This is a genomic window from Roseomonas sp. WA12 (assembly GCF_054165765.1).
This window is the reverse complement of the sequence record NZ_CM135108.1, coordinates 429,888-446,818: the sequence shown is the minus strand read 5'-3', so window position 1 is coordinate 446,818 and position 16,931 is coordinate 429,888. Positions and strand designations below refer to the sequence as shown.

General features: G+C 72.4%; 13 protein-coding genes. 2 read left to right on the top strand and 11 right to left on the bottom strand.

The genetic code is table 11. The annotated features are described in order from the left end of the window. Window positions 1-103: 103 nt before the first annotated feature. The 11 genes from ACVBD7_RS02085 to ACVBD7_RS02035 all read right to left on the bottom strand — a co-directional run bounded on the left by ACVBD7_RS02085 (window position 104) and on the right by ACVBD7_RS02035 (window position 12,966). Complete coding sequence (locus ACVBD7_RS02085; protein ID WP_458095869.1) at window positions 104-2,464, bottom strand: LPS-assembly protein LptD; 2,361 nt, start codon at window positions 2,462-2,464, stop codon at window positions 104-106. 32 nt (window positions 2,465-2,496) lie between these two features. Beyond that, entirely contained in the window at window positions 2,497-3,615 is a 1,119-nt protein-coding gene (gene lptG / locus ACVBD7_RS02080; protein WP_458095868.1) for an LPS export ABC transporter permease LptG, read from the bottom strand. After that, window positions 3,612-4,826: an LPS export ABC transporter permease LptF gene (lptF, locus tag ACVBD7_RS02075; protein WP_458095867.1), complete on the bottom strand. Its 1,215-nt coding sequence runs from the start codon at window positions 4,824-4,826 to the stop codon at window positions 3,612-3,614. Before lptF ends, lptG begins: the two co-directional genes overlap by 4 nt. A gap of 78 nt (window positions 4,827-4,904) precedes the next feature. Then, the gene (locus ACVBD7_RS02070; RefSeq protein ID WP_458095866.1) at window positions 4,905-5,663 is read right to left on the bottom strand and encodes a trypsin-like peptidase domain-containing protein; all 759 of its coding nucleotides are present in this window, start codon (window positions 5,661-5,663) and stop codon (window positions 4,905-4,907) included. Next, entirely contained in the window at window positions 5,660-7,111 is a 1,452-nt protein-coding gene (locus ACVBD7_RS02065) for an FAD-binding oxidoreductase (RefSeq protein WP_458095865.1), read from the bottom strand. Before ACVBD7_RS02065 ends, ACVBD7_RS02070 begins: the two co-directional genes overlap by 4 nt. A gap of 35 nt (window positions 7,112-7,146) precedes the next feature. After that, window positions 7,147-8,796 carry an ABC transporter permease gene (locus tag ACVBD7_RS02060; protein ID WP_458095864.1) on the bottom strand — a complete coding sequence of 550 codons (1,650 nt, stop codon included), beginning with the start codon at window positions 8,794-8,796 and terminating at the stop codon, window positions 7,147-7,149. A 25-nt stretch (window positions 8,797-8,821) separates the two neighbouring features. Continuing rightward, entirely contained in the window at window positions 8,822-9,850 is a 1,029-nt protein-coding gene (locus ACVBD7_RS02055; RefSeq protein ID WP_458095863.1) for an extracellular solute-binding protein, read from the bottom strand. Window positions 9,851-10,004: 154 nt separating this feature from the next. Then, complete coding sequence (locus ACVBD7_RS02050; protein ID WP_458095862.1) at window positions 10,005-10,541, bottom strand: chromate transporter; 537 nt, start codon at window positions 10,539-10,541, stop codon at window positions 10,005-10,007. After that, window positions 10,538-11,125 carry a chromate transporter gene (locus ACVBD7_RS02045; RefSeq protein WP_458095861.1) on the bottom strand — a complete coding sequence of 196 codons (588 nt, stop codon included), beginning with the start codon at window positions 11,123-11,125 and terminating at the stop codon, window positions 10,538-10,540. The genes ACVBD7_RS02050 and ACVBD7_RS02045 overlap by 4 nt, the downstream gene beginning before the upstream one ends. Before the next feature lie 120 nt (window positions 11,126-11,245). Next, a complete protein-coding gene (locus ACVBD7_RS02040; protein WP_458095860.1) occupies window positions 11,246-12,208 on the bottom strand; it encodes an L-threonylcarbamoyladenylate synthase in 963 nt (320 codons plus the stop codon). Next, window positions 12,205-12,966 carry a 3'(2'),5'-bisphosphate nucleotidase CysQ family protein gene (locus ACVBD7_RS02035; protein ID WP_458095859.1) on the bottom strand — a complete coding sequence of 254 codons (762 nt, stop codon included), beginning with the start codon at window positions 12,964-12,966 and terminating at the stop codon, window positions 12,205-12,207. The genes ACVBD7_RS02040 and ACVBD7_RS02035 overlap by 4 nt, the downstream gene beginning before the upstream one ends. A gap of 124 nt (window positions 12,967-13,090) precedes the next feature. On the opposite strand from ACVBD7_RS02035, the gene ACVBD7_RS02030 reads away from it, so the two are divergent. Next, window positions 13,091-15,127: a cache domain-containing protein gene (locus ACVBD7_RS02030; protein WP_458095858.1), complete on the top strand. Its 2,037-nt coding sequence runs from the start codon at window positions 13,091-13,093 to the stop codon at window positions 15,125-15,127. A 93-nt stretch (window positions 15,128-15,220) separates the two neighbouring features. Beyond that, window positions 15,221-16,906 carry a leucyl aminopeptidase gene (locus tag ACVBD7_RS02025; RefSeq protein ID WP_458095857.1) on the top strand — a complete coding sequence of 562 codons (1,686 nt, stop codon included), beginning with the start codon at window positions 15,221-15,223 and terminating at the stop codon, window positions 16,904-16,906. Window positions 16,907-16,931 lie beyond the last annotated feature (25 nt).

The window sequence follows — 16,931 nt, the reverse complement described above, 5'->3', positions numbered from 1 at the left end:
GCGGCGGATTGAAGCGATCCCGTGGTCGCCTGTTCCGCCTTCCGTTGCGTGGCCTTGCCTGGCCGGGGTGGCCAGGCGGTGTGACGGGAGGGTGGGGCCGGGCTCAGAGCGCCCGGAGGGAGAAGTCGCCGACGGTCTTGAGGGCGATGCGGAAGATCACCGTGGTCGCGCCCGGATAGGTGGTGCGGGTCAGGGCGTTCTCGGCGAGGGAGCGGAAAACGCGGCCTTCGAAGACGAAGCACTCGTCCTCATAGGCCGCGCTGGTGCCCACCGCGACGCCGCGCTCGTCCTCGATGTCGTAGCGGCCGAAGACGCCGGCGCGCCAGTGATTGCCGATCCGGGTGTTCACGCTGCCATAGACCTCGCGGGTGTAGCGGAGCGGCACGCGCGCGGGGTCGGGCACCTGGTAGAGGTAGCCGAGGCCGATGCGGGTGCCGGGCAGCCCCACCGGGTCCAGCCCGAAGCTGGCGGCGGTGTCGACCATGCGGCGGTCGAGCGAGCTGCCGTCGAGGCGGGTGCGGGCGGTGACGTCGAACCAGGAGGTGGGGGCGATGGTCACGCGGCCCACCCAGTCCGACGCGCGCTTGTCGAGGCCGGAGCGCTCGGTGAAGAGGGCTTCGTCGGAGGCGCGGAAGGAGCGGCCGGCCATGGCGTCGAGCGAGCCGCCATTGGGGAAGAACCAGGCGCTGCGCATCGCCGCGTCCACCCGGGTGCCGCCTTCCTGGCGGTCCCGCCCGTTGAAGCGGTTGAGGGAGAAGAGGTTCGCGTCCGTGAACTCGAAGTCGAGGCTGTCCTCGTTCGGGATGTCGCGCTGGCGGCCGGTGTTGGGGCCGGAGACGAGCTGGACGCGGGGCTCGATCAGCTGGGTGCCGAGGCTGCCGGCGGAGCGCACGAGCGGCAGGCGCCAGTCGAGGGCCACGCGGATATTGCCGGTGACGGTGCTGGTGTTGCTGACATCGCTGAAGTTCGGCGCGAGGTTGAGGTTGGCGGCGTTGTAGCCGAGCCCGTCCGCCTGGGCGCGGAAGGTCCATTGCGCGCCGAGATTGTCGAAGCGGGGCAGTTCGTAGCGCAGGCGGGTGCCGGCGCGGCGGGTCTGGGTGCCCTCCCCGCGGTAGATCTGGAAGGCGGTGGCGTCGGCGGTGAGGGTGCCGCCCAGCTCGTCCCGGTTCAGCACCGTCTCGTAGTACATGTCCGGCAGGACGAAGGGCGTGCGGCTCGTCAGGTCCACCTCGCGCAGGCCCTGGAAGGCCAGGGCGCGGATGCGGGCATAGGACTGGTAGCCCCAGAAGCCTTCCGCATAGGCGGTGCTGGTGAGCACGGCGGTGGCGGGCTGGCGGTAGGCGCGCAAATAGGTCTCGCTGCTCGCGCGGTTGATGCTGAAGCCGGCTTGCCAGTTCTCGTCGATGGTGAAGAGGCCGCGGGAGAAGATGTGGCCGCCCAGGCCCTTCTCGCCACTGGATTCGCGGCCGTTGAGGTAGCCAAGCGAGCCCTGGGCGCTGATCTGGCCGGCGTTGAAGCGGCGGCGGTAGCTGAAGAAGCCGGAGGGCGGCGCCTCGGTCGCCACCATCGGCGTGACGGTCAGGTCGCTGCTGTCGTCGATCGCCCAGTAGTACGGGACCTCGGCGAAGCCACCAAGATAGCGGGTCTGGCCGAAGGAGGGGGTGAGGAAGCCCGAGGAGCGCGGCGTCGAGGGGTCCGGCATCGACATGTAGGGCGTGTAGAAGGCCGGCACGCCGCCAAAATCGAGCGTCGCGTCGCGGAAGCGGATGCGCTTGGACTCGCCGTCCTGGGTCGCGAGGCGGGAGCGGAACTGCCAGAGCGGGGGGGCCAGCGGGTCCTCGGCGCAGAGGTCGCAGGAGGAGTAGACGACGCGGGAGAGGTCCATGACCACCGCGCCGTTCTCGGTCGTGCGGCGGAGGGCGCCGTTGGCGGCGACGCGGCCGTTCTGGGCCAGCAGGCCGCGGAGCCCGTTCACCACGGTGTCCCGCGTGCTGCCCATCAGCTCCACGCGCTCGGCGAAGAGTACCTGGCCGTCGGGCTCGAGCAGCTGGACGTTGCCCTCGGCGATGGCGATGCCGGTATCGCGGTCATAGGTGAAGCGCTCGGCGCGGAGGATGCGGCCGCCCTGCCAGGCCTCGACCGCACCGGTGGCGGTCACGCGGTTCTCGTTCTGGTCGTACTCCACCTCGGTGGCGGTGAAGGTGACGGGGGTGTCGCGGTCCACGGCGGCGACGCCGGCACCGAGCGGGCCTGCGCCGGGCGTGGCCGGGCGCGCGGGCGCGGCACCTCCGCCGAAGCCCATGCCGCCCCCTGCCCCGCCGAGCTGGTCGGGGCGGATGGACAGGGTGCCGCTCTGGGCGAGGGCGGGGGCCGGCAGGGCCGCGGGCAGGGCCAGCGCGGCCAGGAGCGCGGTGCCGCCGAGCAGGCGGGCCCGCTGCGAGCGGAGCGGGAGAGAGGCAGGCATCGGGCGGTGGCGCCTCCGGGCGATCGCGTCCGTCATCCATCCTCCAGGTGCAGCAGAAGCGCCAGGGCACACATCAGCCCGGCAGCGGCCGGCGCCCAGGCGGCCAGGATCACGGGCAGGGTTCCGGTCTCACCGAACTCGCCGGTGACGCGGTCCAGCAGGAACAGGGCGAAGCCGGCCGCGACGCCGGCGCCCAGCATCTGGGCGACGCCACCCTTGCGGGCTTCGCGCATCGAGAAACCGGCGGAGAGCAGGGCCATGGCGACGGCCAGCATGGGCAAGGCGAGCAGGGAATGGAACTGCAGCCGGTGGCGCACGGCCGAAAATCCCGAATCCTCCAGCACGGCGATGAAATCCGGCAACGCCCAGAAGGAGAGGGTGTCGGGGCTGGCGAAGCTGTCCTCGATGCGGTCGGGGGTCAGCTCGGTGGGGAAGCGCAGGCTGTGCGGGGGGCTGGCCTGGCGGTCGGCGCCGAAGGCAACGGCAGCGTCCAGCACCCAGGCGCCGCCGGCCAGCGTGGCGCGGGGGGCCTCGACACGGCCGAGGAAGCGGTCCGTGGAGGAGATGCGCCAGACCGACACCTCCTCCAGCGCGAAGCCGCCGAGGCTGCCCGGCGCGCGGGCGGCGGGGCGGCCGGAGAGGATGGCAACGCCCTGCGGGTCGATCTCGCGGTCGGCTTGGCGGAGCCAGAGGCGTCCGCCGGCGAGGGTGGTGGTGCCCGCGTTGTTCCGCAGCGCGGCCGCGTCCAGCCGCTCGGCGCGCGAGAGGAGCACGGCCGAGAGGGGGGAGAGGCCAGCGGTGGCGGCGGCGCCGAGAATGGTGGCGACGAGGACGGGACCGAGCAGGAAGCCCCAGGCCGAGATGCCGGCCGAGCGGGCGACCACCAGCTCGGAGGAGCGGGCGAGGCGCCAGAAGGCGAGGATGCCGCCGAGCAGGATGGCGAAGGGCAGGACCTGCATCGCCACGAAGGGCACGCGGAGCGCCGCGATGGTGGCCACCAGCCCGAAGCCGGCTTCCCGCGTGGCGGCGCGGCGGAGCAGCTCGATGAAGTCGAACAGGGCGACGAGGCCGGTGAGAGCCGCGAGCATCACCAGGCACATGACGGCGAAGCGGCGCGCGACATAGGCGCCGAAGGTCAGGGGAAAGGTCACCCGGCAGCCCCGCGCGAGAGCTTGCCGGCGGCGGGCGGGACGGTGAGGCCGGGGCCGGAAGCCGGGCGGGGCACAGGGGGGGCGCGGCGCGGCCAGCCCGGGGCGCCCGAGAGCATCCAGGCCGCGGCGACGGCCGGGCCAAGGGCGTGGAGCCAGATCAGCGGGATGAAGGCGTTGTTCCTTGCCGCGAGGTTGCCGACCGCGAGGCCGAGGGCAAGGAGGGAGACCACCGTGCCGATCGCGGTGATGGCGGTGAGTCCCCCGCCGTGGCGGCGGAAGACGCTGCCCAGGGCGGCCGCGAGGCCGACGAGGGCGAAGGACAGGGCCGTGAAGGGCGAGGCGAGGCGGCCATGGCCTTCCGCACGGAACTTGCGGATGTCGCGCTCGGCCAGGCCCTCGTTCGGGTCCGGGTTCAGCAGCTCGCCCACGAAGCGCTCGCGGCTGTCGCGGTTGCGGGAGTCCTCGGTGCGGCTGGAGCGGGCGAGGTCCACGCTATTCTCGCCGAAGGCCAGGACCGAGAGGCGGGCGACGGGGGGCGTGCCGGGCGGGGAGTTGGGGGGCACCGCGCGCTCCATCTGCTGGCGCTGGCCGTTGAGCAGGACCACGCGCGGACCGTTGGTGCTGGGCAGGATGACGCCGCGCTCGGCCAGGATGGTCACGGGGGCGCCGGGCTCGCGCTGGTCATGGATGAGGATGCCGCGGAGCGTGCCGTCTTTCTCGCGCAGGCGGGCATAGACGGTCAGGTCGCTGGAAACGCTGCTGAAAACGCCTTCCTGGACGAGGATGGCGGCCATCTGGTTGCGGATCTCGAACTGCCACTCGCGGAAGGCGGCGTGGGAGATGGGGACCAGCCAGGTCTGCAGGAGCAGGCCGGCGCCGGTGGCCAGGGTGGCGACCAGCAAGGCCGGGCGGGCCAGGCGCCAGTCCGACAGGCCGGCGGCGCGCATTACCACCAGTTCCCGGTCCGAGGAGAGGCGGACATAGGTGAAGAGGGTGACCACAAAGGTGGTGATGGGAAGGATCACCGCGAAGAAGGAGGGCAGCAGGAGGCCGGTGAGTTCGAGGAAGACCGAGAAGGGCAGGCCGCGGTCCAGCACCAGCTCGATGAAGCGGAGCGACTGGGTCAGCCAGATCAGCGCTGCCAGGCCGATGGTCACGGCCAGCAGGGTCAGCGCGATCTGCCGAGCGATGTAACGCGTGATGCGGCTCATGGGGGGCGCAACCTATCCATCCGACCCCGCCGGGGCAAATGGCCCTTTGTGACAGAACAGCCCCTTGGGGCGGGATGTTCAGCTTTCCGGCGAGCGGCCGGCCGGGATGGCGGGTGCGACGTCGAGAAAGGCGCGGATGGCGGCAGCCGGAACGATCCGGGTGTGACCGGGCGTGGCCTCCGGGCGGTGGCTGACAATGCCGAGCAGGCAATGGCTTTCGGCGTCCACGACGCCGGAGCCGGATTCGCCCTGGGCGAGGAGGACGGGAAGGTCGGCATAGGCGCCGTCGGCAGCGCGGGCCTCGGGGACCATGGGGCCGGCGCGCAGGACGTCGCGCGGGGTAGAGAGGACGCGGACAGGCTGGCCGGGGATGGGGCCGGAGGCACAGGGGCGCGCGGCGGGGCCGGGGGGGACAGTGCCGGCCTGGAGGAGGGCGAGGTCCTGGCCGCCGCGATAGGTGACGCCGATCCCGGCCTCTGCCCTGCCCTCCCCCATGTGGATGGCGCGCACGGGAAGGGTGCGGCCGGCGTAGCGGATGGTGGGCTGGGCGGGGGTGCCGGCGCAGTGGCGGAGGCGGGGCACGCTGTCGTCCACGAGATGGGCGGCGGTGAGGAAGCGGCCATTGCCGAGATGCACGGCCTGACCGTCCAGCGGGCAGGACGGGAGGCGGCCGGCGCGGAGCTCGGCGCGGAAGGCGTCGGGGATGTCGGGCAAGCGGGGGATGGTGTCCGGCGCCGGGTGGGCAGCGCCGGTGCTGGGTGCGGCTGTTTCGCGCGGGGCACAGGCAGCCAGGGCGCTGGCGGCCAGGGCGGCCGCGAGCAGCGCCCTGGCCGTCATGCCGGGAGGACCTTGCCAGGGTTGAGCAGGCCCTTGGGGTCGAGCGCGGACTTGATGCGGCGCATGGCGTCGAGTTCGGGGCCACCGCGCCATTCGGTGAGCATGTCGGGCTTCAGGCGGCCGATGCCGTGCTCGGCGGAGAAGGAGCCGTCGAGGTCGCGGACGATGGCGTTCACCGTGTCCATGATGTCGTGGCTGCGGGCGAGGAAGTCGGCGGCGGACATGTTCTCGGGCTGCTCGAGGTTCATGTGGATGTTGCCGTCGCCCATGTGGCCGAACGGGACGGGGCGGCTGCCGGGGATGAGCTTCTTCAGCGCCTCGCTGGAGCGGCGGATGAGTTCGGGGACCTTGGAGACGGGGACGGAGACGTCGTTCTTGACCGAGGCGCCCTCCTTCTTCTGGGCCTCGGGGTGCTCCTCGCGCAGGCGCCACATGGCGTGGCGCTGGGCCTCGCTCTCGGCGAGGGCGGCGTCGGTCACCTCGCCGGCTTCGAGGGCCTCCTCCAGCACCGCCTCCATCAGGCCGCGCAGGTCGGCATCGGGGCGGGAGGAGGCGAGGTCCACCAGGACGTAGTGCTCGGCGCGCTCCGAGAGCGGGAGGGTGGCGCCCTCGATGTGCTGAAGGACGAGGTTCATGCCCTGCCCGGCCATGTATTCGAAGGCGCGGACGGCGCCCTCGTCGCGGTCGCGGAAGCGGCGGAAAAGGGAGAGGGCAGCGTCCTCGCTCTCCACCGCGCAAAGGGCAATGGCCTCGGCGCGCGGGCGGGGAAAGAGGCGGAGGACGGCGGCGGTGACGATGCCGAGCGTGCCCTCGGCGCCGACCATCAGATGGCGCAGCGCGTAGCCGGTGTTGTCCTTCCGCAGGCGGCGCAGGCCGTTCACCACGCCGCCATCGGGAAGGACGAATTCCAGCCCCAGCATCAGGTCGCGCGCGTTGCCGTAGCGAACGGTGGTGTTGCCGCCGGCATTGGTGGAGAGAACGCCGCCGATGGTGGCGGTGCCTTCGGCGCCCAGCGACAGCGGGAAGAGGGTGCCGGCCGCCGCCGCCGCGTCCTGCGCGGTTTTCAGGACCACGCCAGCTTCCGCCACCATGGTCATGTCCAGCGGGTCGAGGTCGCGAATACGGTTGAGGCGAGAGAGGGAGAGGATGACCTGCCGCCCGCTCTCATCCGGCATGGCGCCGCCGACCATGGAGGTGTTGCCGCCCTGGGGGACGACGGGGATGGATGCCCCGTGGAGGAGGCGCATGCAGGCGGCCAGCTCCTCGGTGGAGGCGGGGCGCAGAAGGGCGGGGGAGGCGCCGCGGTAGAGACCTCGCCAATCGGAGAGATGGGGTTCGAGGTCGGCCGGGTCGGTGAGAATGCCGCGCGGGCCGAGGATGGCGTGGAGCGCGTCCATCACGGCGAGGGGCAGCGGAGCAGTGGTGAGGGGCTGGGCGGTATCGGGCATGGTCGGGGGACCAAACGCCCGGCCGGGGCCGTGGGTCAAGAGCGGTCTGAGCCCTTGGGGAGGCGCTGTCTCGGCCGCCCGCCTGCCACCAGTAGCCCGATAACAGGTAGGCCCACCACGACAAGCGCCAGGGCGGCGACCGCACCCTCCTCATAGGTGCCGCGGGCGGCTTCCGCGTAGAGGGCGGTGGCGAGGGTTTCGCGGTTGAAGGGGCGGAGCAGGAGGGTGGAGGGGAGTTCCTTCATGGCGTCGAGGAACACCAGCAAGGCCGAGGCCGAGAGGGCGGGCAGGAGAAGGGGAAGGTGGACGCGGGCAAGGATACGCCCCCTGCCCGCCCCCATGGCGCGGGCGGACCAGTCCAGCTGCGGCCGGATGCGGGCATAGGCGGCGTCCAGCCCGCCGGCGGGGATGGCGAGGAAGCGGACGAAATAGGCGGTGACGAGGGCTGTCGCGGTGCCGGAGAGGGCGGGGAGATGGTCGCCGAGGGTTGCGGTGAGGTCGTCCAGCGCGCCGAAGGCGAGGATGAGGCCGACGGCGGCGATGCCGCCGGGGAGTGCGTAGCCGAGCAGGCTGGCGCGCAGCAGGGCGGTGTCGGCGGTGGCGCGGCGGTCGGGCATGGCGTCGCCGCGGGCGCCGAAGGCGAGCAGCAGGGCGGCGGGGAGGACCAGCAGGGTCGCCATGGCCGAGAGGGTGGCGCTGTTGGCGATCCAGTTGCCGAGCTCCGGTGGCAGGCCGAATTCGGCCACGCGGCGCCAGGCGGCCCAGAGGAGGTAGGCGGCGGGGATGACGAAGCCGAGCAGGACGGGGACGAGGCAGAACAGCATCGCCAGCACGCCGGGCGCGGGGGAGAGGGTGCGGCGGTCGGGGCGCAGGGTCTCGCGGACCACGTGGCGCCCACGGGCGCGGGAGCGGGCCCAGCCGTCGAGCGCGAGGAGGGCGGCGACGAGGGCGAGGATGACGAGGGCGATCTGCGCCGCGCCTTCCAGCGAGGAGCGGGTGATCCAGGTGACATAGACGGAAACGGTGAGGGTGCGGACGCCGAGGAATTCGGCGGCGCCGACATCGTTCAGGGTTTCCAGCAGGGCGAGCGCGGTGCCGGTGGCGATGGCGGGCCAGGCCATGGGCAGGCCGACCTGCAGGAACAGGCGCAGCCCGCCCGCGCCCATGCCGCGGCCGGCGCGGAGCAGGTCCTGCCCTTGCGTGAGGAAAGCGGCGCGGGCGGCGAGATAGACATAGGGGAAGAGGACCGTGCCCATCACCATGATGCAGCCAGGGAGCGAGCGGATCTCGGGCAGCGGAATGGCGCGGGGGCCGTGCAGGCCGAGAAGGGCACGAAGGGCAGATTGCACAGGGCCGGCGGGGTGGAGGACATCCAGCCAGGCATAGGCGGCAACATAGGTCGGTAGGGCGAGCGGCAGGACGAGGGCCCAGGCAAAAGTCTTGCGCCCGGGGAAGCGGTAGCAGGAGACGAGCCAGGCGGTGCCGGTCCCCACCCCGACCACCACGGCGCCGACACCCGCGAGAAGCAGCGCGGTTTCCAGCGCCGCATTCGGTAGGACGTAGCGGATCAGGTGCGGCCAGAGATCGCCCGATCCGCGCGCGGCGGCGATCGCCAGGGCGGCCACCGGCAGCGCCACAAGGGCAGTGCTGAGGGCCGCCCCGATCCGGTGGAGCCGGAGGGGCAAGGCGGAGCTTTGGCAGGCCGCGCCGTCAGCGGTCGAAGCCGACCTCGTCCACGATGCGGCTGGCGGCGGCGCGGCGCGCGGCGACCTCGGGGAGGGAGACGTCGCGCGGGGTGATGGGGCCGAAGCTGGCGACGATCTCGTTCACCGGGGTGTTCGGGCGCACCGGGTTCTCGAAATTGGCGTCGGCATACATCGTCTGCGCCTCGGGCGAGGTGAGGAATTCGAGGAAGCGGACGGCCTCGGCGCGGTTGGGGGCATGGCGGGTAACGGCGGCGCCGGAGATGTTCACGGCCGTCTCGTTGGCCGGGAGGACGACGCGCACGGCCTCGCCCCAGCGCTTCTGCTCGTCGCCGCCGCGGCCGGAGAGCATGAGGCCGGCATAGTAGGTGTTGGCCAGGCCAACATCGCAAATGCCGGCGAGGATGTCGCGCGCCACCTCACGGTCGCCGCCCGTCGCGCGGCGGGCGAGGTTGGCGTGGAGCTTGGCGAGATAGTCGCGCAGCCAGGGCTCGCCGTGATGGATCATCAGGATGGAGAAGAGGGCAGTGTTGTAGGGGTGCTGGCCAGAGCGGATGCAGACGCGCCCCTTGTAGCGAGGGTCGGCCAGGTCTTCGTAGGTGAGGCGCGCGGCCTCAGCCTCGGGGATGCGCTCGCGGGAGGCGTAGATGGCGCGGGCCCGGGTGGAGAGGGCGAACCAGCGGCCCTCGGCATCCCGCAGGTTGGCGGGGATGGCGGATTCCAGGGCGGGGGACCTCACGGGCTGGGTGAGGTTGCGGTCCACCAGCTCCATCAGGTTGCCGACATCCACCACCATGGCGACATCGGCGCGGGAGCGGCTGCCCTCGGCGGCCAGGCGCTCGGCGAGGCCGCCCTGGACGAAGACTGTGTTGACGGCAATGCCGGTCTCGGCGGTGAAGCGGTCGGTCAGCGGGCGGGTCAGGCCTGGTTCGCGGGTGGTGTAGAGGTTCACCTCGGCGGCGCGGGCGGCGCCCAGGCCGAGCGGGGCGAGCAGCAGCGAGAGGGCGAGACGGAGGGCGGTCCGCGGGCTGGGCATGGTGCTGGCCTCGTTCTGGTGACTGGAGTTCGTGACTGGGAGCGGTGAATTGGCGCCGTGGGTGGGCTTCGTGACTCGGCCGCAATCTGTTCCAGCACCGGTTTACGGGCAATAGGTGAGAATGCGTATCACTGCGCGGGCGGAAATAGGGCTGCTAGAGCAGGACAAGGCCCAGCACGCCGCCTGCCGCCAGGGCCCAGATGGGCGAGAGTTGCGATTTCCAGGTGAAGAGCGCGGCGCCGGCGGTGATGAGGATGGCGACCGCCACTTCCGCGCCCGTGCCGCGCGCGGCGGCGGCGCCGGTGACGAGGCCGGTTGCGAGGATGAGGCCGATGGCGACCGGCACCAGCCCGGCGCGCAGCGCCGCCATGCGGGGGTCCCCGGCCAGACGCTGGGTGAGCATCGCCACCGTCCAGGCGAGGATGAAAGTGGGGCCGAGGAAGCCGAGCAGGCTGGCCGCCAGCCCCTGCCAGCCCGCGACATGCCAGCCGATGACGGCGACGAAGAGGACGTTGGGGCCGGGCGCGGCGGAGGCGAGGGCGTAGCCCTGGGAGAAGACCGCGTCGGTCATCCAGCCGCGCAGCTCCACCACCTCGCGGTGCATCTCTGGGACGGCGGCGTTGGCGCCGCCCACGGCGACGAGGGAGAGCTTGAGAAAAAACAGGAACAGGTCCCAGACGGGTCCACTCATCGGGTTGTCCCCTCCCCTCTCCGCCCACGCCAGACCACGGCGGCGATGCCGATGGGGCCGAGGACGAGGACGATGGCCGGGAGAGGCACGCGGAACAGGGCGGCGGCCGCGGTGGCGAGCAGGCCGATGGCGATGAGCTCGGGCGGGGGGCTGAGGCGGCCGGTCATGCGGAAGGCGTTGCCGATCACCATGCCCGCAGCGGCGCAGGCCAGGCCGTGCATGAAGGGAGCCACATGCGAGTCGTCCGCGAAGTTTTGCCAGAGCATGACGAAGCCCATCAGCACGATCAGCGGGAAGAGGTAGAGGCCGCCCGTGGCAGCCAGCGAGCCGGGCAGGCCGGCGAAGCGGCGGCCGATCATCACGGCGGCATTGCCGACATTCGGGCCGGGCAGGACCTGGCCGAGGCCGAGGATCTCCGCGTAGTCGCGCTCGCTCAGCCAGCGGCGCTCCTCGACCAGGGCACGGCGAACCCAGATCTGCGCGCCGCCGAAGCCCATCAGCCCGGCCTTGGCGAAGGCGAGGAAGATCTGGCCAGGACCGGGGCTGGGGTTGAGCGGGAGGGGGTCGGTCGGGGTGGCGGGCACAGGGGCAAAATCCGCCGGTCGGGGGGTGGGGGCAAGGGGTGAGGAAGGCAGGGGGAGGTGAACTCCCCCGGACCCCTCTCTTTTTTTGCGGGTTTTGTGAATGCGGTTGGGCTGGTCCGCTTATCGGGGGGCGGCGGCGCGTGCGAGGCGGTCGTTGATGGCCTCGCCCAGGCCGGATGGGGGGACGGGCATCGCGGCGATGGCGCGCAGGCCGCGAGCGGCGCCCTCCGTGTCCAGCCAGCGGAGGCCGGCGAAAAGGCGGGCGGCGGCCTCAGAGGGGTCGGCGGTTTCAGAAAGGTTCCAGAGGGCACCGGCGCCGGGGAGAGGCTGTCCGAAGGCGAGCAGGGCTTCGTCGGGAGCAACGGAGGTGGCGTTCAGGCGCACGGGCAGCGCGGGGGCGTAGTGGGACAGCATCATGCCGGGCGAGCGCAGGGTTTCGGGCGTGCCGGTCGGGTCGGGGCGGGCGATGGGACCGATCAGGGGTTCCATCGCGGCCGGCGTGATGCCACCGGGGCGGAGGAGGAGGGGTTCGGGGCCGCTGAGGTCCAGCACGGTGCTCTCGAGGCCGACCGCGCAGGGGCCTCCATCGAGGACGGCGGCGATGCGGCCTTCAAGCCCGTCCAGCACATGGCCGGCGGTGGTGGGAGAGACGCCGCCGGATCGGTTGGCGGAGGGCGCGGCCAGGGGAAGGCCGGTTTCGCGGAGGAGGGCGAGGGCAAGGGGATGGGCGGGGACGCGGACGGCCAGCGTGTCCAGCCCGGCGCCAGTGAGCTGGTCGATGCGGCTTCTGGGATGGCGGGGGAGGACGAGGGTGAGCGGGCCGGGCCAGAAGTGTTCGGCCAGGGCCCGGGCGCGGTCGTCGGGGACGACTTCCGCGAGGGCGGATGCGGCGTCCGGGAAATGGCTGATCAGCGGGTTGAAGCTGGGGCGGCCCTTCGCAGCGTAGATGGCGGCAACGGCGCGGCCATCCGTCGCATCTGCGCCAAGGCCGTAGACGGTCTCGGTGGGGAAGGCGACGAGGGCGCCGGCGCGCAACAGGGCGGCGGCGCGCGCCAGTGCCTCCAAGGGCAGGTGCTCCGTCATGCACCCTGGGCGAGGAAGGGGTGGTTCTCGAAGCCGGTCTTGCCGTAGCGAAGGGAAGCGCCCTCGAAATCCGTGACACGGCCGCCGGCGGCCTCGAGCACGGCCTGTGGGGCTGCGGTGTCCCATTCCATGGTGCGGCCGAAGCGCGGGTAGAGGTCCCCCTCCCCTTCGGCCAGGCGGCAGAACTTCACCGCGGAGCCGATATTCTCGATGCGCGCGACCTTGCGCCCGGCGAGGAAGGTGCCGAGGCGCGGGTCGTCGGAATAGTGCCGGGAGGCGAGGACGACCGCGCCCTCCCCCGGGACGGTGCGGGCGCGGATGGGGCGCTGGCCCGCGGCGTCGCGCTTCCAGGCGAGGCCGGTGGGGACGATGCCGCCGAAGATCTCCATGCTGGCGGGGACGGCGACGGCGCCGAGATGGGCGCGGTCGCCCACCACCAGCCCGACATTCACGGTGAAGCTGTCATGGCCGGCGGCGAATTCGCGAGTGCCGTCCAGCGGGTCCACGAGCCAGTAGCGAGGGGCAAGCGCGGTGACCAGGCCGGCGGCGACCTCCTCCTCGGCGATCACAGGGATGTCGGGCGTCGCGGCGCGCAGGCCCTCGACGATCAGGGCTTCCGCGATGCGGTCAGCCTCGGTGACGGGGGATTCGTCGGACTTGCGCTCGACCGCGAAGCCGGCAGCGCGGATGACGTTGATGGCGTGGGCGGCGCGCTCGGCCAGGGTGGCGGCCAGGGCGAGCAGGTCTTCGTCGGTCATCACGAGGAGATAGCGCGGAGTGGGGGCGCGGGGGCAGCCCCGGCGGCGGGGTGGGGCTGCGATTAAGAATGTTTCCAGGGTTGGGACCTAAGGTGCCGGTTCCCCTTACCGAAATGGTTCCTGCATGCCCCGACATGTCCTGAGATCGCGCATCTCCGATTGGCCGATCGCGCTGCGGCTGCATCTCTGCACGCTGGTGGCGGTGCTGGGGCTGATCGGGCTGGCCGCCTATGAGGTGCGGACGCGCTCGGTGGAGCTGGAGCAGGACCGGATCGGCATCCTGCGCGCGGTGGTCGAATCGGCCCGCGCGACCGCGGCGCGGTTCGAGGCCGAGGAGCGGGCGGGGCGGATGGACCGTGCCGCCGCCCAGGCCGCCGCGGCCGCCGCGATCCGCGCCGTGCGCTACGGCGGGGATGAATACCTTTGGGTGAACGACGCGGAGGTTCGGCCGCGCATGGTCATGCATCCCTTCCGGCCGGATCTGGAGGGGCAGGACCTGTCCGGGCTGCGCGACCCGAACGGCTTCGCGCTGTTCGTCGCCTTCGCCGAGACGGTGCGCCGCTCCACCTCCGGCGTGGTCGGGTATCTGTGGCCGCGGCCAGGGGCTGAGAAGCCGGTCGAGAAGCTGTCCTATGTCGCGGGCTTCGCGCCGTGGAACTGGGTGATCGGCACGGGCATCTATGTGGACGACCTGCGGGCGGCGCAGCGGCAGATGATCCTGAAGGGCGCGCTGATCGCGGGGCTGGCGGCGCTCGCGGTGGGGCTACTGACCTGGTTCGTCGGGCGCGGGATCACGCGGCCGCTGGCGCGCGTCACGGCAGCCACCACGGCCATGGCGGGGGGTGACCTGGAGGCGCCGGTACCGGGGGCGGCGCGGCGGGACGAGTTCGGGCAGCTTGCGCGCGCGCTGGAGACCTTCCGCGAGAATGGGCTGCGAACGCGGCGGCTGGAGGCCGAGGCCGAGGCCGAGCGCACGGCGCGGGACCGCCGGGCAGCGTCGCGGGAGCGGCACACGCAGGATTTCGGCGCCTCCGTCTCCGGCGTGCTGGCGACGCTCGGACGATCGGCGGCGGAGATGCGCGGCGCGGCGGGTGAGATGTCCGAGGTGGTGCAGCGCACGCGGGACAGCGCGGCGGGAACCGCGACCGGGGCAGAGGATTCGTCCCGCAACCTGACCGCCGTTGCCGCGGCGACGGAGGAGTTGAGCGCGAGCGTGGCCGAGATCGCGCGGCAGGTGGCGCAGAGCGCGCAATCCGCCCAGGCGGCGGTGCAGCGCGCGGATGCGACGGATCGCGCGGTGCGCGGGCTGAGCGAAGCGGCGGAGCGGATCGGCGAGGTGGTGCGGCTGATCACCGACATTGCCGGAAAGACCAATCTGCTGGCGCTGAACGCGACGATCGAGGCGGCGCGGGCGGGCGAGGCGGGCAAGGGCTTCGCTGTGGTGGCGAGCGAGGTGAAGGCGCTGGCGACGCAGACCGCTAAGGCCACCGAGAGGATCGACGTGCAGATCCGCGGCATCCAGGCCGCAACGGGCGAGGCGGTGGAGGCGGTGCGCGAGGTGGGCACGGCCATCGCGCAGGTGGACGAGGTGGCGCATGCGATCGCTGCCGCGGTCGAGCAGCAGGGCGCGGCGACGCGGGAGATCGCGGCGAGCGTGCAGACCGTTTCCCGCGCGACGGACGAGGCGACAGGCGCGATGCGCGAAGTGGCGCGCATCACCGACCGGGCGCAGGCGAGCAGCGGGGCGGTTTCCGCCGCCGCGGACGACCTGGCGCAGGTGGCGGGCAGCCTACAGAGCGAGGTGGACCACTTTCTCCGGGCGATGATGCAGGCCGAGAGCGCGACGGATCGCCGCCGCTATGAGCGCGTGCCCGGCCGGGGGATGCGTGTGGTGCTGCGCGGCGCCGGGCAGCCCGCGGATGGGCGGGAGGTGGAACTGAAGGATGTCTCGCGCGGGGGCGGCGCGATCCTGTCGGACTGGATGCCGGGCGCCGGCACGGGGGTGGAACTGGCCTTTCCGGGCGTGGTCGGGACGGTGCCGGGGCGGGTTGTTCGCGCGGGCGAGGGCGTCGTGGTGGTGACCTTCCGCCAGGATGCCATGGTGATGTCCCGGGTGGATGCGGTGCTGGACCAGGTGGGGCGGCCGGCGCTGGCGGCCTGATCGGGCGTTTGATGGCGGGCGGGCTGCGCACCCGGCGTGGCGGATCCTCCGCCGGGTGCTATCTTCGGGGCTGAACAGCCCCCGGACGCCCCCATGCTCGACATCGCCTTCGCAAAGCCCGCCCTTCCCGAGAGCGGCGCCCTCGTCCTGCCCCTGGCGGAGGAGGATCTGGGCGGGGCGCTAGTCGGCGAGTGGGACAAGCTGCTGGGCGGGCATCTGGCGCGCGGGCTGGCAGCGGCGGAGTTCAAGGGACGCAAGGGGCAGTCGGCCACGCTCTACGCACCGGGCGGGGGTTTGTCCCGGCTGGTGCTGATCGGCCTCGGCAAGCGCGATGCGCTGGATGCGGCGGCGGCCGAGGCGGCCGGCGGCATGGCGGTGGCCGCGCTGGGGCGCGAGACGGTGGCCTCCATCGATGCGCGGGCGATCGGCGGCTGGGCCGGGGCGCCGGCCGATATCGCCATGGGCGCGGCGCTGCGGTCCTGGCGGTTCGACCGTTATCGCACCACGGAGAAGGCCGAGGACAAGCCGCGGCTGACGGGTGTGAAGGTGCTGTGCGCGGACCCGGCCGCGGCCAAGGCGGAATGGGCGCCGCGCCGGGCCGTGGCGGATGGCGTGTTCCTGACCCGCGAACTGGTGAGTGAGCCGGCCAATATCCTCAACCCGCCGGAATTCGCCGACCGCCTGCGCAAGCTGGAGAAGCTGGGCGTGGAGGTGGAGGTGTTCGGGCAGAAGGACCTGGAGAAGCTGGGCTTCGGTTCGATGCTTTGCGTGTCCCAGGGCTCGGCGCAGCCGCCGCGCATGGTGGTGATGCGCTGGAACGGGACGGACGCGAAGAAGAAGGACAGCAAGCCGATCGCCTTCATCGGCAAGGGCGTAACCTTCGATACGGGTGGCATTTCCATCAAGCCGGCGGCAGGCATGGAGGACATGAAGTGGGACATGGCCGGGGCCGGCACGGTCTCTGGCCTGATGATGGCGCTGGCCGGGCGCAAGGCGAAGGCTGATGTCGTCGGCATCGTCGGGCTGGTGGAGAACATGCCCTCCGGCACGGCGGTGCGGCCGGGCGATGTCGTCACCTCCTATTCCGGGCAGACGATCGAGGTGATCAACACGGATGCGGAGGGACGGCTCGTCCTCGCGGATGTGCTGTCCTACTGCAAGAAGCGCTTCGATCCGGCCTTCATGGTGAATCTGGCGACGCTGACGGGCGCTATCATCGTGGCGCTCGGCAACGAGCATGCCGGGTTGTTCTCGAACGACGACGGTCTGGCGGCGCGCATCCAGGATGCAGGCAAGTCGGTCGGCGAGCTGGCCTGGCGGATGCCGCTGGGGGATGCCTATGACAAGGCGATCCGCTCCGACATCGCGGATATGAAGAATGTCGGCGGCGGGCGCGCGGGTGGCGCCATCACGGCGGCGCAGTTCATCCAGCGCTTCGTCGATGGCTGCCCCTGGGCGCATCTCGACATCGCAGGTGTGGCCTGGGGCGGCAAGGATCTGCCGACCGTGCCGAAGGGAGCCTCCGCCTGGGGCGTGCGGCTGCTGGACCGGATGGTCGCCGAGCACCACGAGGGCCGGGTGCCGGCGGCGGATCCGGCCGAGACCGAGGTGGCGGCGGTGAGCGGTGAGGGTAGCGCCTCCGCCGCCGCGCTGTCGGAGGGGACGGTGGCGTCCGAGCCGCTGGTGCCGGCGCCGGATGGGGTGACCTCGGCGGCGACCGAGCCTGCGCTGGCCACGCGCGCGGCGCGGCGCCCTGCGACGCGCCGCCCGCGCCGCTGACGGCGCGGCCGTGAGGGGCGCCCGT